Raw genomic sequence first — 15,351 nt, 5'->3', positions numbered from 1 at the left:
GCGCATTGTGCTATGGCAGCCGGGCACCGTGATCGTTCCCGGCCCGGATGCAGGAGGAAGGCGCAAGCATGATCGCCAGCGAGACCCTAGCGAAGCCGGCCCGCAAGCCGATCCCCGACGAGGCGCCGCATGTCCTCGTCGTCGATGACGACCGCCGCTTGCGCGATCTGCTGGCCCGCTTCCTCGGCGACAATGGCTACCGCGTCACCACCGCCGCCAATGCGGGGGAAGCGGACACGCGGCTCGGCAACCTCGTCTTCGACGCGATCGTGCTCGACGTGATGATGCCTGGCGAGAACGGCTTCGATTTCGCCCGCCGTTTCCGCGGCGGCTCCGCCGTGCCGATTCTGATGCTGACCGCCCGCGCCGACGGCAAGGACCGGATCAACGGCCTCGAGATCGGCGTCGACGACTATCTCGCCAAGCCCTTCGAGCCGCGCGAACTGCTCCTGCGCCTCGGCAACATCCTGAAGCGCACCGTGGTGGTCGAAGCCGCCCAATCCGGCACGCGCCCCGATTTCGTCCGCTTCGGTCCCTTCATCTATGGGCTGGCCCGTGGCGAACTGCGCAAAGGCGAGGAGACGATCCGCCTGACCGAGCGCGAGCGCGAGATCCTCACCGCGCTCGCCGAGCGCGCCGGCGAGGTCGTCCCGCGCGAGGAGCTGGCGGCTCAGGGGTCGGCTGCGAACGACCGAACGGTCGACGTGCAGATGAACCGGCTGCGCCGTAAGATCGAGCGCGATCCGGCCGATCCGCTCTATCTCCAGACCGCGCGCGGCGTCGGCTACAGGCTGGTGACGGACAGGACGTGACTCCGCTTCACCACGGCAGGAACAGGCAGTCGGCGCTGCGCGCTGTTGCGGCGGCTCTGACTCGCGGCCTTGCCGTGCTCGATGCGATCGGCAACCAACTCGGCCGAATCTTGCGCCCGGCGCTGAGGAGCGTCGGCCGCCCGCTCCAGATCATCGCGCGCTACATGCCCAAGGGGCTCTATCCGCGCGCGCTCGTCATCGTCATCGCGCCGGTGGTGCTGCTGCAATCGGTCATCGCCTACGTCTTCATGGAGCGACACTGGCAGCTCGTGACGCAGCGCCTGTCCTCCGCCGTCTCCGCCGACATCGCGATGCTGATCGATGTCTATGAGAGCTATCCGCAGGATGCCGACACCACGACGCTCTCGCGCATCGCCGCCGAGCGCCTCGGCATGGACGTCGACATCATCCCCGATTCCGATCTGCCGGCGCCGGGTCCCCGCCCGTTCTTCTCCCTGCTCGACAACGCGCTTTCAACCGAGCTCAGCCAGCAGGTCGCGCGCCCCTTCTGGCTCGACACGGTCGGCCGCTCCAGCCTGATCGAGATCCGCATCAAGCTCGGCAAGGACGTGATGCGCATCCTGACCCGGCGCAATGCGGCCTATGCCTCCAACAGCCACATCTTCCTGCTCTGGATGATCGGCACCTCGCTCATCCTGCTCACCATCGCCGTGCTGTTCCTGCGCAACCAGATCCGCCCGATCCTGAAGCTTGCGGATGCGGCGGAGGCCTTCGGCAAGGGCCGCGAAGCCGATTTCCGCCCGCGCGGCGCGCGCGAAGTCCGCCGCGCCGGCAACGCCTTCATCGAGATGAAGCGACGCGTCGAGCGCTCGATCGGCGAGCGCACGACGATGCTGAACGGCGTCAGCCACGATCTGCGCACCATCCTCACGCGCTTCCGGCTCTCGCTCGCCCTGATGGAGCGCTCCTCCGAGATCGAGGCGCTCGAGAAGGATGTCGACGAGATGAGCCGCATGCTCGAGGACTATCTCGCCTTCGCGCGCGGCGACGCAGGCGAGGTGCCGGTCGAGACCGATATCCGCTCCCTGCTGGAAGAGCTGAAGGCGGATGCCGAGCGCCAGGGCCATCAGACCGGGCTCGAGGTGGTCGGCGATCCGCTGGTCGTCATACGCCCGGACGCCTTTCGGCGCCTCCTGACCAATCTCGTCTCCAACGCCGCCCGCTATGGCGACCGCATCGCAATCCGCGCGACGCATGACGCGCGCTACCTGATCGTGATGGTCGACGACGACGGACCGGGCATCCCGCCCGACCAGCGCGAGGAGGTCTTCCGTCCCTTCTTCCGTCTCGACGAAGCCCGCAATGTCGATGGCGGCGGCACGGGTCTCGGCCTCGCCATCGCCCGCGACATCGCCCGCGCACATGGCGGCGACATCATGCTGAGCGACTCGCCGCTCGGCGGCCTGCGCGCAACGGTGCGCCTGCCGGTCTGACCAATGATCCGCTCGACGCCGCTTGATCCGTCACCGAATGTGGTCACTGGGCCTATAGGGGACAGATCATGATGGGATTCCGCATCGTTGCAGCGCTTGTTGCAGCCTCCCTTCTCCTATCCGCGGCGGCGGCACGCTGCGAAGAGGTTATCGATCTCGGCGGAGGTCTTTTCGGCGGCGGCCGCGCGCTTCTGAACAAGCCTGCGGGAAAACCTCGTGCGGGGCTGGTCCTGCTGACCGGCGGCGACGGCTATGTCGGCATAGGCTCCGACGGGAGCGTCGAGCGCGACGGCAACTGGATCGTACGGACCCGCGGCGCCTATCTGCGCAGCGGCATCGCCAGCATCACGCTCGATGCCAATGCCGACCCGGCAAAGGCTGTGGAATACATGCGCGCTCTTGCGCCGCGCGTCATCGTCGTGGCGATGAGCCGCGGCGCTCTCAAGGTTGCCGGCACCCTGCCCGCAAGGCCGGACGGCATCGTCTTCACCTCGGCCATGCTTGACCAGGCGCAGGAAATGATCGGCGATCCCTCGCGCCTGCCCCCGATGCTCATCATCCATCATCGCCAGGACACCTGCCGCGTGACGCTGCCGGAATCGGCCGTGAGCTTTCAACAATGGACCGGTGGCAAAGCGCGGCTGCTCTGGATCGACGGCGGCTCCTCGACCGGGAACCCCTGCCAGGCCCGTGCCTATCACGGCTTCATCGGCCGCGAGGGGCAGGTTGTCTCCGCCATATCCGGTTTTGCGCGCTCGCTGCGCTAGGAACAACCGCCGATCGGCGCAAGCTGCGGCAACCGCGCGACGGCATGGTCGATGAAGGCGCGCACGCGCGGCGCCGGCTGGCGCCCTCCCGGCATCACGAGCTGCACCGGTAGTGGCGCCGGCTCGAACTCCGGGAGCAGGCGCATCAGCGTTCCCGCAGCCAGATCGTCGGCCGCCTGATAGGACAGCACTTGTGCCAGCCCGCGCCCGGCGCGCGCCGCGATCAGCACCGATTCCACCTCGTTGACGATGAGCCGCGGCGTCAGCACGATCCCGCTGCCGCGGCGGGCGCCCCCGAAACGCCAGGTCAGCGTCTGGTTGGCCGCGACGCTCGCGATCGTCTCATGGGCCGCGATATCGGCCGGGCGGCGCAATGGCGGGCAACGGGCGAGATAGGACGGCGCCGCGACGAGGACGCGCCGGACTTCCCCGACCTTGCGCATCAGCAAGCCCGAGTTCGGCAGCGGTCCGATCCGGACCGCAATCTGCAGATCCTCTTCGATCAGGTCGAGGTTCCTGTCGGCGAGCACGAGTTCGACCTGCACCTGCGGATAGCGGTCGAGAAACTCGGACACCAGCGGCGTGACATGCCGCCTGCCGAAGGCGAGCGGCGCCGTGATCCGCAGCAACCCGCTGACCGGCTCGGCCGCTGCGACGCCCAGCGCGGTTTCGTAATCGGACAGGAGCCGCCGGGCTGTCGTCGCAAGCTCCCTGCCTGCATCGTTCGGCGTCAGCCGCCGCGTCGTGCGCGCGATCAGTTGGGTGCCGACGCGCTCTTCCAGCGCCGCGAGCGCCCGCGTCACGGCCGGGCGCGATTTACGAAGGCGCCGCGCGGCTCCAGCAAGGCTGCCGGCATCGACGATCGCCACGAAGATCGCAAGCTCCTCGATCCGATCCACCGCACTGTTCCATCAATTGAAATTCTAATTTGGAGAGATAGCAGATTTCGACAGTTCTTCGAAACGATCATGATCCTGCCGACCAGCAGGAGCATCGCCATGTCATCGACCGAGATCGTCCTTTACGGCACCGCCCTTTCAGGCCACGCCCACCGCGTCGAGCTGCTGTTGCGCGCCCTCAGGCTGCCCTATCGGTTCGAGCCGGCGCCCGCGGAAGTTCGGCAGAGTGCGGCGTTCCGCAAGCTCAATCCGCTCGGTCAGATTCCCGTCCTGCAGGATGGCGAGCTGACGCTCGCCGACAGCAATGCGATCATGGTCTATCTGGTGAAGCGCTACGCCCCGGACAGCGTCTGGCTGCCGGTTGATCCCGTCGGCGCGGCGCATGTCCAGCGCTGGCTTTCGATCGCTGCCGGCGAGGTCATGCACGGTCCCTCCGTAGCGCGGCTGATCACGCAATTCGGCCTGAACGACGATAAGGCGCGCGCCAAGCGCATCGCGGCACGGCTCCTCGCCTTCATGGAGGAGCATCTGGCGGAGCGCGACTTCCTGGCGGCTGTTCACCCGACCCTCGCCGATCTGGCCTGCTACTCCTACGTCGCTCACGCGCCGGAGGGTGGCATCCCGCTGAGCCCCTATCCGGCCGTGCGCCGCTGGCTGGCTCGCGTCGAGGCCCTGCCCTTCTTCAAGCCAATCCCGCCTTCTCCCCTGCCGGCCGAGCTCGACGACGATGCAGCCTGACGGTCCCTTTCATACCGGCGAACTCGCCGTGCAGGCGCGGGCTGGCGTCGTCGCGCGCGGAGCCGGCATCCGCAGTTTCATGCCGGATCAGCATCGCATCTTCTTCGGGCAGCTTCCCTGGCTCTTCGCCGGCGTGCTCGATGCGGAGGGCTGGCCGCTGGCGACGACGCTCACCGGCTCGCCCGGTTTCGTGACCAGCCCGGAACCGACGCGCCTGTCGATTGCAACTCTGCCGCACCCCGACGATCCGGCATTCGAAGCGTTCCGGCCGGGCAGCCCGATCGGCCTGCTCGGGCTCGAATTCGAAACCCGGCGCCGCAACCGCGCCAACGGCTGGATCGACGCGGTTGGAGACGATGGCTTTTCGGTTGCCGTCACCCAGAGCTTCGGCAACTGCGCCAAATATATCCAGGCGCGCAGTAGCGCCCCGAACGGCGGCGTTTCCACCGGACAACCCGCTAGTCTCTCCGGTCTCGATACGGCGGCCCGGACATTGATCGCCAATGCCGACACGCTCTTCATTGCCAGCGCCGCTGCACTTGAGACATCGCCAGGCGGCGCCGACATCTCCCATCGCGGCGGGCGGCCGGGCTTCGTGCGCGTCGATGGCGATACGCTGACCATCCCGGATTTCGCGGGAAACAACTACTTCAACACGCTTGGAAACCTGCTGGAGCAGCCGCGGGCAGCCCTGCTCTTCGTCGACTTCGAGACGGGCACGACACTGCAATTGCAAGGCGTGGCGGAGATCGTCTGGGACGGGCCGGAGCTTGCCGGGCTGGGGGGATCGCAGCGCCTGTGGCGCTTTCACGTCACGCGGGGTTGGCGGCGCCCTCAGGCGCTGGCGCTGCGTTGGTTGGCGCCGGAATTCGCGCCGACCACTTTGCAGACCGGTCTCTGGTCTGCTCCTGCCGCTTTGATGCAGGCCGGCTAGTAAAGCCTTCCACCGTCCGGGACGCTATGGCCCGGCCCGATCAGAACGACCTCGCCTTCGGCGTCGGGAATGCCGAGCGTCAGCACCTCCGACATGAACTTGCCGATCTGGCGCGGCGGGAAGTTGACCACTGCAAGCACCTGCCGGCCCGGAAGATCCTCGGGCCGGTAGTGTTTGGTGATCTGGGCCGAGGATTTCTTGCGGCCGATAGTGCCGCCGAAATCGATGACGAGCTTGATTGAGGGCTTGCGCGCCTCGGGATAGGGCTCGGCCTCGACGATCGTCCCGACACGGATGTCGACCTTGAGGAAATCGTCGAAGCCGATCGGCGCGGCCGGTTCGGCGGGCGTGCTCAAAATTCCTCCCACCCATTGTCGCGGGCGTCGGCATCGGCCTTGTGGGCAGTTGCTGCGCTGCCATTATAGACCTTGCTGCCGGCCCGTGGCGCGGCGGTGCGGGGCGCGGCGGCCCGCGGCGCGGGTGCGACAGCCGCCTGCATCGTCCGCGCCATCGCCTTGAGCCCGGCGACATCGCTGCCGAGCTGGAAGCGTGCGACCAGTCCCGACAGGCGATCGGCCTCCTGCGAGAGGGAATGGGCCGCAGCGGTCGACTGCTCGGCCATCGCAGCGTTCTGCTGCGTCGCCTGATCCATCTCGCCCACGGCGGAGTTGACCTCCTGCAGGCCCGAGGCCTGCTCCTGCGCGGCACCGGCGATCTCCGCCACCAGCCCGGTGACGCGGGTGATCTCGGACGCCATGCGCTGGAGGGCGCCGCCGGTCTGGCCGACGAGGGCGACGCCCTTCTCGACCTCGATCGTCGAAGCGTCGATCAGTGTCTTGATCTCCTTGGCGGCGGAGGCCGAACGCTGGGCCAGCGCCCGCACTTCGGAGGCGACGACGGCGAAGCCCTTGCCGGCGTCACCGGCGCGCGCCGCCTCGACCGAGGCGTTGAGCGCGAGCAGGTTGGTCTGGAAGGCGATCTCGTCGATCACGCCGACGATCTGCGAAATCTCCTGCGCCGATTTCTCGATGCCGCCCATCGCCGTCACCGCATCGCGTACGATGCTGGTGGATTGTTCGGCCTCGGTCTTGACCTGTTCCGTCGCCTGATTGGCGAGGCGGGCACTTTCGGCGGTCTGGCGCACCGTGGCGGTCAGTTCGTCGAGCGCAGTCGCGGTCTCCTCGACCGAGGAAGCCTGCTGTTCGGTGCGGCTGGCGAGGTCGTCCGCCGCCTGGCTGATCTCGGTCGAGCCCGCCTTCATGCTCTCGGTATTGGTCGCGATCTGCCGCATCGCATCCTGGAGCTTGGCGATGGCGCCGTTGAAGTCGCCCTTCAGCTTGGCGTACTCGGCGGTAAACGCCGCCTCGATCCGATAGGTCAGGTCACCGTCGGAGAGCCGCTCCAGGCCGGTGGCGAGAGCCTGCACCACAGCGGCCTGGGTGCGCGCATGCTCGGCACGCTCGGTCTCATTGCGGCGGCGCTCGCCATCGGCGGCGCTGCGATGGTCCGCCGCTTCCTCCTCGGTGCGCAGCTTGTCGGCTTCCATCGCCTCCTTGGCCAGGGCCGCATCGCGGAAGACCTCCAGCGAGCGGGCCATCGAGCCCACCTCGTCGGAGCGCTCCTGATGCTCGATCACAGTGTCGAGCTGCCCCGAGGCGAGGCCGTCCATCGAACCCTTCAGCGAACGCAGCATGCTGGTGGCGCGGCGGCTCAGCACGACGACGAGACCGAGCATGAGAAGGCCGAGCGGCACGAGCACCTTGGCGACGCCCGCGACCATGCTCATGAAGGCGGAGTCGACATCCTGCACATGCAGGCCGGAGCCAACCACCCACTGCCATTTCGGAATGCCGACGACATAGGAGATCTTGAGGGATGGCTGCTTGTCGCCGGCCTTGAGCCAGCCATAGTCCAGGAAGCCCTCGCCTTTCGCCTTCACCAGCGCGATCATGTCCTGGACGAAGAACTTACCCTCCGCGTCCTTGAGCGGCTTCATGTCCGTCGACTGGATCTTCTTGTTGGCATGCAGGACGCTGATGCCGTCATAGTTGACGAGGAAGTAGTAGTTCCCGTCGTCGAAACGGGCATTGCCGAGGGCCGCAATCGCCATATTCTTGGCGTCGTTTTCCTTGAGCTCGCCGGCCTCGACCCGCGCCAGATAGCCTTTCACCGTCGTTGCAGCAGCCTCGACGAGGTTCTTCATCTCGCCGCGCTTCAGCGCGATCATCTCGTTGCGGGCGGCGTTCAACGTGTAGCCGACGCTGCCGACGGCGATCAGCACGGCCAGGGCTGCGATCAGGGCGAATGAGCGGCTGATCGACAGGGTCGCAAGCTTCTTGAAGAAAGACATACGCGTTTCCTGCGCAGGAGGGACCCTTCACCTCGCGCAAATTGACTAAAACGCGCTTAACATCGACCCATTTCGGCCACATTTGCGCCGCTGTCAGGCAGCGGCGAGCCGGCTCAGATCGCCGGCGCATAATCCTCGTTATCCTCGCCGCGCTCCGGGGCGCGCTCGCGCCGGCGCGTCTTCAGCGGCCGGCCGGAACAGATCGCCCGCGCCAGGCCTCTGAAGGGTGCCGTCAGGCGATGCATGTCCTCCGCCCGGGCCAGGATGCAGCTGGCCAGCTTCAGCTCGCGATCGAGCCGCGCCATGGTCTTCGACAATTCAGGCTGATCGTCATGGAGCCAGGTTTCGGACACCCGCGCCATCAGCAACACCGCGCCCTGCACCCGGAGATGACCGAGCGCATCCTCGGTCGGAATGCCGGCGGATGCCAGCATGTAGCGCCAGGAATTGACCGCGCCGCGATTGAGCGCCGCCAGCGCCAGCGGATCGCGCCGGATGACCGGCACGATCTTGCGCAGGCCCGCCTTGTACGGCGCCATCGCATCGAGCCGGCGCATCACCAGATCGAACATGCGCTCCTTGGCGGGCTCCCCCGCCAGATCCTCCGACGTGCCGGCCAGAACCGCGTCGTCGACGAGGCGCGTGACCCCGCCCAGCATCGCGAGCTTGGAGGGGAAGAGCGCGCGCAGCTGCGCCAGCGTCAACCCGGCCTCACCGGCGATATCCGGCAGCTCGATCTGATGCCAAGGACGCTCGGCGGCGAGCTTCATCAGCGCATCGACGGCGCGCTTGCGCGGCTCGGCGGAATTGCCAGCCGGCATCGGCTCGGCGCCTGCCGGCGGCGTGGAAACGGGTTTGCGGACCATGGGGGCAGCTCCTCTCGCTTCGCGTTGAAAAGAGGTTAGGCCGCTATCGTGGCATGTGGAAGGCCGATTAGCCGGAAAGCTCCCCGGCGCGACGTTTCGCGGCAGCCACCGCCTTGTTCATCAGCGGCTTCAGGCCGTCATCCGCCATCAGCACTTCGAGCGCGGCAGCCGTGGTGCCACCCGGCGAGGTCACGTTCTGGCGCAGCGTTCCCGGCGGCAGCGGCGACTGGAACAGCAATTCGCCGGCGCCCTCCACCGTCGCCCGCGCCAGCCGCTCCGCCACGTCTGCAGGCAGCCCCGCCGCAGCCCCGGCCGCGGCCAGGCATTCAACCAGATGGAAGACATAAGCCGGGCCTGAGCCCGACACGGCCGTGACGGCGTCGATCAGCCCCTCGTCGTCGAGCCACTCGACCTTGCCGATGCTGCCGAGCAGCGCATCGGCGCTGGCGCGCTGCGCCGCGCTCACGCCCTTGCCGGGCGCGGCAGCCGTCACGCCGCGCTGCACCGAGGCCGGCAGATTCGGCATCGCGCGAATGATCGCGGCGGCGTTCGGCAGGCGCGCCGCGAGGTCACCGAGCGTCTTGCCGGCCAGGATCGAGATCAGCAGCGTGCGGGGGTGGATGAATGCCTGGACGGCCGGCGCGGCGGTATCCAGCATCTGAGGCTTGGTCGCGAGGACGACGACATCGGCCGCCGGGATCTCCTTGGCGGAAGGATTGAGCCGCATCCCCTTCTCGCCGGCGAGTTCGACCATCTCGTCCGAGGGCTTGGGATCGATCAGGCTGATGCCCTTGGGATCGATACCGATGCGCAGCCAGCCCTCCAGCATCGCTCCGCCCATCTTGCCGGCGCCGATGAGGACGAGCGATTGCGGAAGGAAATTCGACATGGTGGTTCTCGTCGCTTGGGACCAGGGCGTCATGCCGGCGCTTGCGCCGGGCATCCCAGGACCAGAGCCTGCAAGGGCTGGCCGGGTCAAGCCCGGCCGTGACGGCATTGCGGCCGCTCAGGCTTCGCCGATCGTCTCCAGGATGGCGCCTTCCATGCCCTCCTTGGCCGTCTTGCCGGCCCAGACGACGAACTGGAAAGCCTGATAGTAGCGCTCACAGGCCTCGACTGCCGTCTTGACCAGCGCCGCCGCCTGCTCGTCGGTCGGCTCTGCCCCGCCGGACAGCAGCAGGGCATGACGATACATCACCACGCTCTCGGTGCTCCAGAGATCGAAATGGCCGAGCCAGAGCTGCTCGTTGACAAGGCTTACGAGTTGCAGGACCTCGCCGCGCCGCCGCTCCGGCACCTTGAGATCGAAGGCGCAGGCGATGTGCAGCGCCTCGACCTCCGCGAGCCAGGTGATCGCGACGTGATACTCCGACCAGCCGCCGACAACGGAAACCGAGAGTTCGTCCTCGCTGTCGCGATCGAAGGACCAGTCATTGAGAGCGGCCAGGCGTTCAAACAGGTCGAGGGGGTTGGAAGGCCGATCCAGCTCGGCATCCATATCGAGTTCTATCATGCCCTAAGGTCCACCTTCCGGACGCTGGCGCATCCGGCGCGTTCGAGAACAGGAACACGGCGACTGGAAAGCCGAAGGAACGCAACACACCTCCGGAACGCTCCTGGGAGAGCGGCTCCATCCGTCGGCCAGAAGCGAATCCGCCCGACGAATCAATTCTTTCCACCGACGATAGCGCAGGCGCTGTGACGCTCCCAACACAGAGCGAAGGTCCGCGGATTCGGCCGGCGGGCTCAATCCCCCTGAGCTGCTGTCCACAACACATGGCTGTGGACATGACGCCACGACATGAAAGCTGTCGTTTGCACGCGGCCCCGTCAGGGCTTGCCGGTCAGGACTTGCCGAGCTTCTCCTCAAGCGCGGTAAGACGCGCCGCGAGCTTGTCGTTCTCCTCGCGGGCGATCAGCGCCATCTCGCGCACCGCCTCGAATTCCTCGCGCGTGACGACGTCGAGATCGCGCAGCAGGCGCTCGATCTGCGTCTTCACCACGGTCTCGACCTCCCGGCGCACGCCTTGCGCGGCTCCGGCTGCATCGGTGGCGAGGCGGGCGATGTCGTCGAGGATGCGGTTGCCGGGGTTCACCATGGCTCTCTCCCATCGGGGCGAAACTTTCAGAGCAAAGCCTATAGGCAGCGCGGACCGGCGCCGCAATTGCGACCGAGGCCGATTGCCGGGAGGCCATGGGCACGATCAGATGCCCGCCCGGCTTGAGGAGACGCATCATGGCCCTGCATTTCACGCCCACCGAATTCGCCCGCCGCCGCACAGCCCTCCTCGCCGCGATGCAGGCCGATCGGCTCGATGCGCTTTTTCTGTTCCAGCAGGAATCGATGTTCTGGCTGACCGGCTATGACACCTTCGGCTTCTGCTTCTTCCAGTGTCTCGTCGTCAGGGCCGACGGGACCATGGCGCTGCTGACGCGCTCGGCGGATCTCCGCCAGGCACAGCACACTTCCAACCTCGACGACATCCGCATCTGGAAGGACGGACGCGACGCCAATCCGGCCAGCGACCTCCTGGCGCTCGCGCGCGATCTTGGCCTGTCCGGCAAGCGCATCGGCGTCGAGTTCGAGTCCTACGGCCTTGTCGCCTCGAACTACCGCAAGCTGGACGCCGCCTTCACCGGCCAGGCCGAGCTCCTCGACGCCTCGGCGATCGTCACGCGGCTGCGCGCCGTGAAATCGGACGAGGAGGTCGTCTATGTCCGCCGCGCGGCAGCGCTGGCCGACGCGGCCGACCGGGCAGCTCTCGACGCCATCCGGGCCGGCGCCGACGAGGGCGAGATCCTCGCCGCCCAGCACAACGCGATATTCGCGGGCGGCGGCGACTACCCGGCCAACGAATTCATCATCGGCTCGGATCGAGACGCCCTGCTCTGCCGCTACAAATCCGGCCGGCGCAGGCTCGGCGCCAGCGACCAGATCACCCTGGAATTCGCCGGCGTCGACCGGCACTACCATGTCGCGGCGATGCGTACCGTCGTGGTCGGCGATCCCCGCCCTCTGCACCGCCCCTATCATGCCGCCGCCCGCGACGCGCTGCTCGCCTGCGAGGCCGCGCTGAAGCCGGGCCGCACCGCGGGTGACGTCTTCGCTGCCCATGCCCGCGTCTTCGACGAGCACGGCCTCGCACAGCACCGGCTCAACGCCTGCGGCTATTCGCTGGGCGCCAAATTCACACCGTCCTGGATGGACTGGCCGATGTTCTACGAGGCCAATGACTGGGAGATCGTGCCGGGGATGGTGATGTTCGCCCACATGATCCTGATGGATTCCGACGGCGAGACCGCGATGTGCCTGGGCCGCACCTATCTGGTGGGCAAGGAGGGCGCCGAGGCGCTGAATTTGCCTGAGCTGGACCTCGTCCTCCGTTAAGCCTAGAAAAGCTGCACAGGGAATCTCGAAGCAGTCCACAGCCCAAAGGGCGGGAGGCGTCATGATCAACCGTTTGAGCGGCCTCGTTCTGGGGCCGGTTTTTGCGCTGGCGCTCGCCGGATGCCAGGAAACCAGCCAGACCGCAGCCCGCCCGCGCGTCGATGCACCGGGCGTTCCGGTCTCGGTCCAGAGCATTTCCGGGGCGCCGGAAGACGTCACCACCAGCTTCGCCGGCCTGCTCGGCGAGGCCGCGGCCGAGCGCAAGATGGAGATCGTTCCGGGCAACAAGCCGGCGCGCTTCCGCGTCAAGGGCTATCTCACGGCACAGCCGACGGAGGACGGCCAGACGTCGCTCGCCTTCGTCTGGGACGTCTACGACTCGACGAAGCAGCGCGCCCAGCGTGTTCAGGGCGAGAGCATCGGCCGGCGCAGCAGCAGCTCCGATCCCTGGGCCGGCATCGACCGGACCATCGTCGCCAAGGCCGCCTCCGACTCGATGGATGCGATCGCGAGCTTCCTCGTCACCACCCCGGCCGTCGAGGCGCTGGGCGGCGACAAGGACAAGAAGGCCGACAAGCCGGCGAAGCCCGCCACCAAGGTCGCCGCTACCACCGACAAGAAAAAGAGCTGAACGCCCGCGTTCGCTCCCTCGGGCGACGCAGCGTCAGTGGATTCCGGGTCACGCCGGCGCCGCGAGCGCTTTTTGCGCAGCGATATTGCAGCGCAGCGGTCGACTCCATGTCATCGCACTGTTAAGAGCCGTTCGAATTGAGCCGGCCTAGCCGGCTCGTGCCCCGCCTTGTCCAACGGTGCGCCACGGCATGCCCTCTCATTTCAAAGTCGTCGCCGGCAACTCCAACCGGCCGCTTGCAGAAGCCATCTGCAGCCATCTCAGCATTCCGCTCGCCAAGGCCACGGTGCGGCGCTTTGCCGACATGGAGGTCTTCGTCGAAATCCAGGAGAATGTGCGCGGCCAGGATGTCTTCGTCATCCAGTCCACCTCGTTCCCCACCAACGACCACCTGATGGAGCTGCTGATCATCACCGATGCGCTGCGCCGCTCCTCGGCGCGCCGCATCACGGCGGTGATCCCCTATTTCGGCTATGCCAGGCAGGATCGGCGCGCGTCGGGCCGCACCCCGATCTCGGCCAAGCTGGTCGCCAACCTCATCGCCCATGCCGGCGTCGACCGCGTGCTGACGCTCGATCTCCACGCCGGCCAGATCCAGGGCTTCTTCGACATCCCGACCGACAACTTGTTCGGCGCCCCGCTCATGGCGCGCGACATCAAGGACCGGCTGGAGTGGAAAAACGCCATGGTCGTGTCGCCGGACGTCGGCGGCGTGGTCCGCGCCCGCGCGCTCGCCAAGCGAATCGACGCTCCGCTCGCCATCGTCGACAAGCGCCGCGACCGGCCGGGCGAATCGGAAGTGATGAACATCATCGGCTCGGTCGAGGGCCGGTCCTGCATCCTGATCGACGACATCGTCGACTCCGGCGGCACGCTGGTGAACGCCGCCGAGGCCCTGCTCGAGCAGGGCGCCAAGGAGGTCTACGCCTACATCACCCATGGCGTGCTCTCGGGCGGCGCGGTCGCCCGCATCGCTTCCTCGAAGCTCAAGGAACTGGTCATCACCGACTCGATCATGCCGACCGAGGCGGTGAAGGTCGCGCGCAATATCCGCGTCATCTCCATCGCCGGGCTGATGGGCGAGGCGATCGAGCGCACSGCGAGCGARWCSAGCGTSTCCAGCCTGTTCGACTGAGGATGGTCACTTGAGGTCCGGCGCGCTCGTCCTGTTTTCCGGCGGCCAGGACTCCACCACCGTGCTGGCCTGGGCGCTCGATCGTTTCGACACCGTCGAGACGATCGGCTTCGACTACGGCCAGCGTCACCTCGTCGAGATGGAGTGCCGCCTCGCCATTCGGGAGAAGCTGCCGACGCTCTCCTCCGGCTATGCCGAGCGGCTCGGCCCCGACCATCTCGTCGACCTGAAGGCGCTCGGCGCGATTTCGGAAACCGCGCTGACGCGCGAGACCGAAATCAGCTTCGCCGAGACCGGCCTGCCGACCACCTTCGTGCCCGGCCGCAACCTGATCTTCCTGACATTCGCCGCAGCCCTCGCCTATCGGCGCGGCCTGAAGCACATCGTCCTCGGCGTCTGCGAGACCGACTATTCCGGCTATCCCGATTGCCGGGACGATACGATCAAGGCGATGCAGGTGGCGCTCGGCCTCGGCCTCGACCGCCGGCTCGTGCTCCACACGCCGCTGATGTGGCGCGACAAGGCGCAGACCTTCGCTCTGGCGCGGGAACTCGGCGGGCAGGCCCTCCTCGATCTCGTTCTGGAAGAGACCCATAGCTGCTATCTGGGCGACAGGACGACCCGGCACGGCTGGGGTTTCGGCTGCGGCCATTGCCCGGCCTGCGATTTGCGCGCAAAAGGCTTCGCGGCCTATCTCGTGTCACCCGACGACAGCGGACCCTCTTATGAATCGTGATCACCAGCGGCGGCTCGAAGGCATCGTCGCGCTCGTGCTGTTCGGTCTCACCATTCCGGCAGCCAACTGGCTCATCGGCAATGCCGGCACCGTCTGCGTGCCGAACGGCCCCTGCCTCGTGCCGGTCTGGCCGGGGATCATGGCGCCGAGCGGCGTCCTGATGGTCGGGCTTGCACTCGTGCTGCGTGACCTCGTGCAGCGCCGTCTCGGTACGCTTGCGGGGCTCGGCGCGATCGCCGTCGGCGCGCTGATCTCGGCCCTGCTTGCCCCCGCGGCCATCGTGATCGCCTCCGTCTCGGCCTTCCTGCTGTCGGAGCTCGCCGATTTCGCCATCTACACGCCCCTGCAGCGCCGCCGCTTCCTGACGGCGGTCTTCGCCTCCGGCATCGTCGGCCTCGTCGTCGACAGCATCGTCTTCCTGCACCTCGCCTTCGGCAGCCTGGATTTCCTTGCCGGCCAGGTCATCGGCAAGGCCTGGATGGTGCTGTTCGCGCTGCCGCTGATGCATCTGCTGCGCCGCCGCGACGAGCGCCTGGGCCTCGCCGCCGCCTGAGCGGATAAAGTTTGAATCGGCCCCTCAATCGGCCCTTAAGCCGATTGAGTTAGAATTTGCGTTCTTCGACAAGCCCTTCTCTGTCGGG

17 protein-coding genes are annotated in these 15,351 nt (G+C 67.2%); 10 read left to right on the top strand and 7 right to left on the bottom strand.

Features of this window, described 5'->3' with window-relative positions:
• The first annotated feature begins 68 nt into the window (after nucleotides 1-68).
• The 3 genes from AC1DEZ_RS04970 (at nucleotide 69) to AC1DEZ_RS04960 (ending at nucleotide 3,033) form a co-directional block, all read left to right on the top strand.
• Nucleotides 69-812: a response regulator gene (locus AC1DEZ_RS04970; RefSeq protein ID WP_441512000.1), complete on the top strand. Its 744-nt coding sequence runs from the start codon at nucleotides 69-71 to the stop codon at nucleotides 810-812.
• A 107-nt stretch (nucleotides 813-919) separates the two neighbouring features.
• Entirely contained in the window at nucleotides 920-2,266 is a 1,347-nt protein-coding gene (locus AC1DEZ_RS04965; RefSeq protein ID WP_476779340.1) for an ATP-binding protein, read from the top strand.
• Nucleotides 2,267-2,334: 68 nt separating this feature from the next.
• Entirely contained in the window at nucleotides 2,335-3,033 is a 699-nt protein-coding gene (locus AC1DEZ_RS04960) for an alpha/beta fold hydrolase (protein WP_476778875.1), read from the top strand.
• On the opposite strand, the gene AC1DEZ_RS04955 is transcribed toward AC1DEZ_RS04960, so the two are convergent.
• Entirely contained in the window at nucleotides 3,030-3,932 is a 903-nt protein-coding gene (locus tag AC1DEZ_RS04955; RefSeq protein WP_476778874.1) for a LysR family transcriptional regulator, read from the bottom strand. The genes AC1DEZ_RS04960 and AC1DEZ_RS04955 overlap by 4 nt on opposite strands.
• Nucleotides 3,933-4,031: 99 nt before the next feature.
• Here AC1DEZ_RS04955 and AC1DEZ_RS04950 point away from each other — a divergent pair, with 99 nt between their 5' ends.
• The gene (locus AC1DEZ_RS04950; RefSeq protein ID WP_476778873.1) at nucleotides 4,032-4,670 is read left to right on the top strand and encodes a glutathione S-transferase; all 639 of its coding nucleotides are present in this window, start codon (nucleotides 4,032-4,034) and stop codon (nucleotides 4,668-4,670) included.
• Nucleotides 4,660-5,604 (top strand): pyridoxamine 5'-phosphate oxidase family protein, encoded by a 945-nt coding sequence (locus tag AC1DEZ_RS04945; RefSeq protein WP_476778872.1) that lies wholly within the window; start codon nucleotides 4,660-4,662, stop codon nucleotides 5,602-5,604. The genes AC1DEZ_RS04950 and AC1DEZ_RS04945 overlap by 11 nt, the downstream gene beginning before the upstream one ends.
• Here AC1DEZ_RS04945 and AC1DEZ_RS04940 read toward each other — a convergent pair.
• From AC1DEZ_RS04940 to AC1DEZ_RS04915, 6 genes are all read right to left on the bottom strand, one after another.
• On the bottom strand, nucleotides 5,601-5,960 hold the full coding sequence (locus AC1DEZ_RS04940; protein WP_476778871.1) for a tRNA-binding protein: 360 nt from the start codon (nucleotides 5,958-5,960) through the stop codon (nucleotides 5,601-5,603). The two genes, AC1DEZ_RS04945 and AC1DEZ_RS04940, sit on opposite strands and share 4 nt — an antisense overlap.
• Nucleotides 5,957-7,954: a methyl-accepting chemotaxis protein gene (locus tag AC1DEZ_RS04935; protein ID WP_476778870.1), complete on the bottom strand. Its 1,998-nt coding sequence runs from the start codon at nucleotides 7,952-7,954 to the stop codon at nucleotides 5,957-5,959. The genes AC1DEZ_RS04940 and AC1DEZ_RS04935 overlap by 4 nt, the downstream gene beginning before the upstream one ends.
• Nucleotides 7,955-8,067: 113 nt before the next feature.
• Nucleotides 8,068-8,820: a TetR/AcrR family transcriptional regulator gene (locus AC1DEZ_RS04930; protein WP_476778869.1), complete on the bottom strand. Its 753-nt coding sequence runs from the start codon at nucleotides 8,818-8,820 to the stop codon at nucleotides 8,068-8,070.
• A gap of 67 nt (nucleotides 8,821-8,887) precedes the next feature.
• Entirely contained in the window at nucleotides 8,888-9,709 is an 822-nt protein-coding gene (proC, locus tag AC1DEZ_RS04925) for a pyrroline-5-carboxylate reductase (protein ID WP_476778868.1), read from the bottom strand.
• Between the two features lie 117 nt (nucleotides 9,710-9,826).
• The gene (locus AC1DEZ_RS04920; protein ID WP_441511991.1) at nucleotides 9,827-10,333 is read right to left on the bottom strand and encodes a type III secretion system chaperone family protein; all 507 of its coding nucleotides are present in this window, start codon (nucleotides 10,331-10,333) and stop codon (nucleotides 9,827-9,829) included.
• Between the two features lie 331 nt (nucleotides 10,334-10,664).
• Nucleotides 10,665-10,919: an accessory factor UbiK family protein gene (locus tag AC1DEZ_RS04915; protein ID WP_441511990.1), complete on the bottom strand. Its 255-nt coding sequence runs from the start codon at nucleotides 10,917-10,919 to the stop codon at nucleotides 10,665-10,667.
• A gap of 137 nt (nucleotides 10,920-11,056) precedes the next feature.
• On the opposite strand from AC1DEZ_RS04915, the gene AC1DEZ_RS04910 reads away from it, so the two are divergent.
• From AC1DEZ_RS04910 to AC1DEZ_RS04890, 5 genes are all read left to right on the top strand, one after another.
• Nucleotides 11,057-12,208, top strand: a complete 1,152-nt coding sequence (locus AC1DEZ_RS04910) for a M24 family metallopeptidase (protein ID WP_476778867.1) — start codon at nucleotides 11,057-11,059, stop codon at nucleotides 12,206-12,208.
• 61 nt (nucleotides 12,209-12,269) lie between these two features.
• The gene (locus AC1DEZ_RS04905) at nucleotides 12,270-12,839 is read left to right on the top strand and encodes a hypothetical protein (RefSeq protein ID WP_476778866.1); all 570 of its coding nucleotides are present in this window, start codon (nucleotides 12,270-12,272) and stop codon (nucleotides 12,837-12,839) included.
• A 190-nt stretch (nucleotides 12,840-13,029) separates the two neighbouring features.
• On the top strand, nucleotides 13,030-13,974 hold the full coding sequence (locus tag AC1DEZ_RS04900) for a ribose-phosphate pyrophosphokinase (protein ID WP_476778865.1): 945 nt from the start codon (nucleotides 13,030-13,032) through the stop codon (nucleotides 13,972-13,974).
• A gap of 10 nt (nucleotides 13,975-13,984) precedes the next feature.
• Nucleotides 13,985-14,710: a 7-cyano-7-deazaguanine synthase QueC gene (gene queC, locus AC1DEZ_RS04895; RefSeq protein WP_441511986.1), complete on the top strand. Its 726-nt coding sequence runs from the start codon at nucleotides 13,985-13,987 to the stop codon at nucleotides 14,708-14,710.
• Nucleotides 14,700-15,263, top strand: a complete 564-nt coding sequence (locus AC1DEZ_RS04890; protein WP_476778864.1) for a VUT family protein — start codon at nucleotides 14,700-14,702, stop codon at nucleotides 15,261-15,263. The genes queC and AC1DEZ_RS04890 overlap by 11 nt, the downstream gene beginning before the upstream one ends.
• The last annotated feature ends 88 nt before the right edge of the window (nucleotides 15,264-15,351 follow it).

It is taken from the genome of Allobosea sp. 10L422 (genome assembly GCF_056395345.1).
Note: the sequence above shows the minus strand (reverse complement) of the source record. Positions and strands in the feature narration are given on the sequence as shown.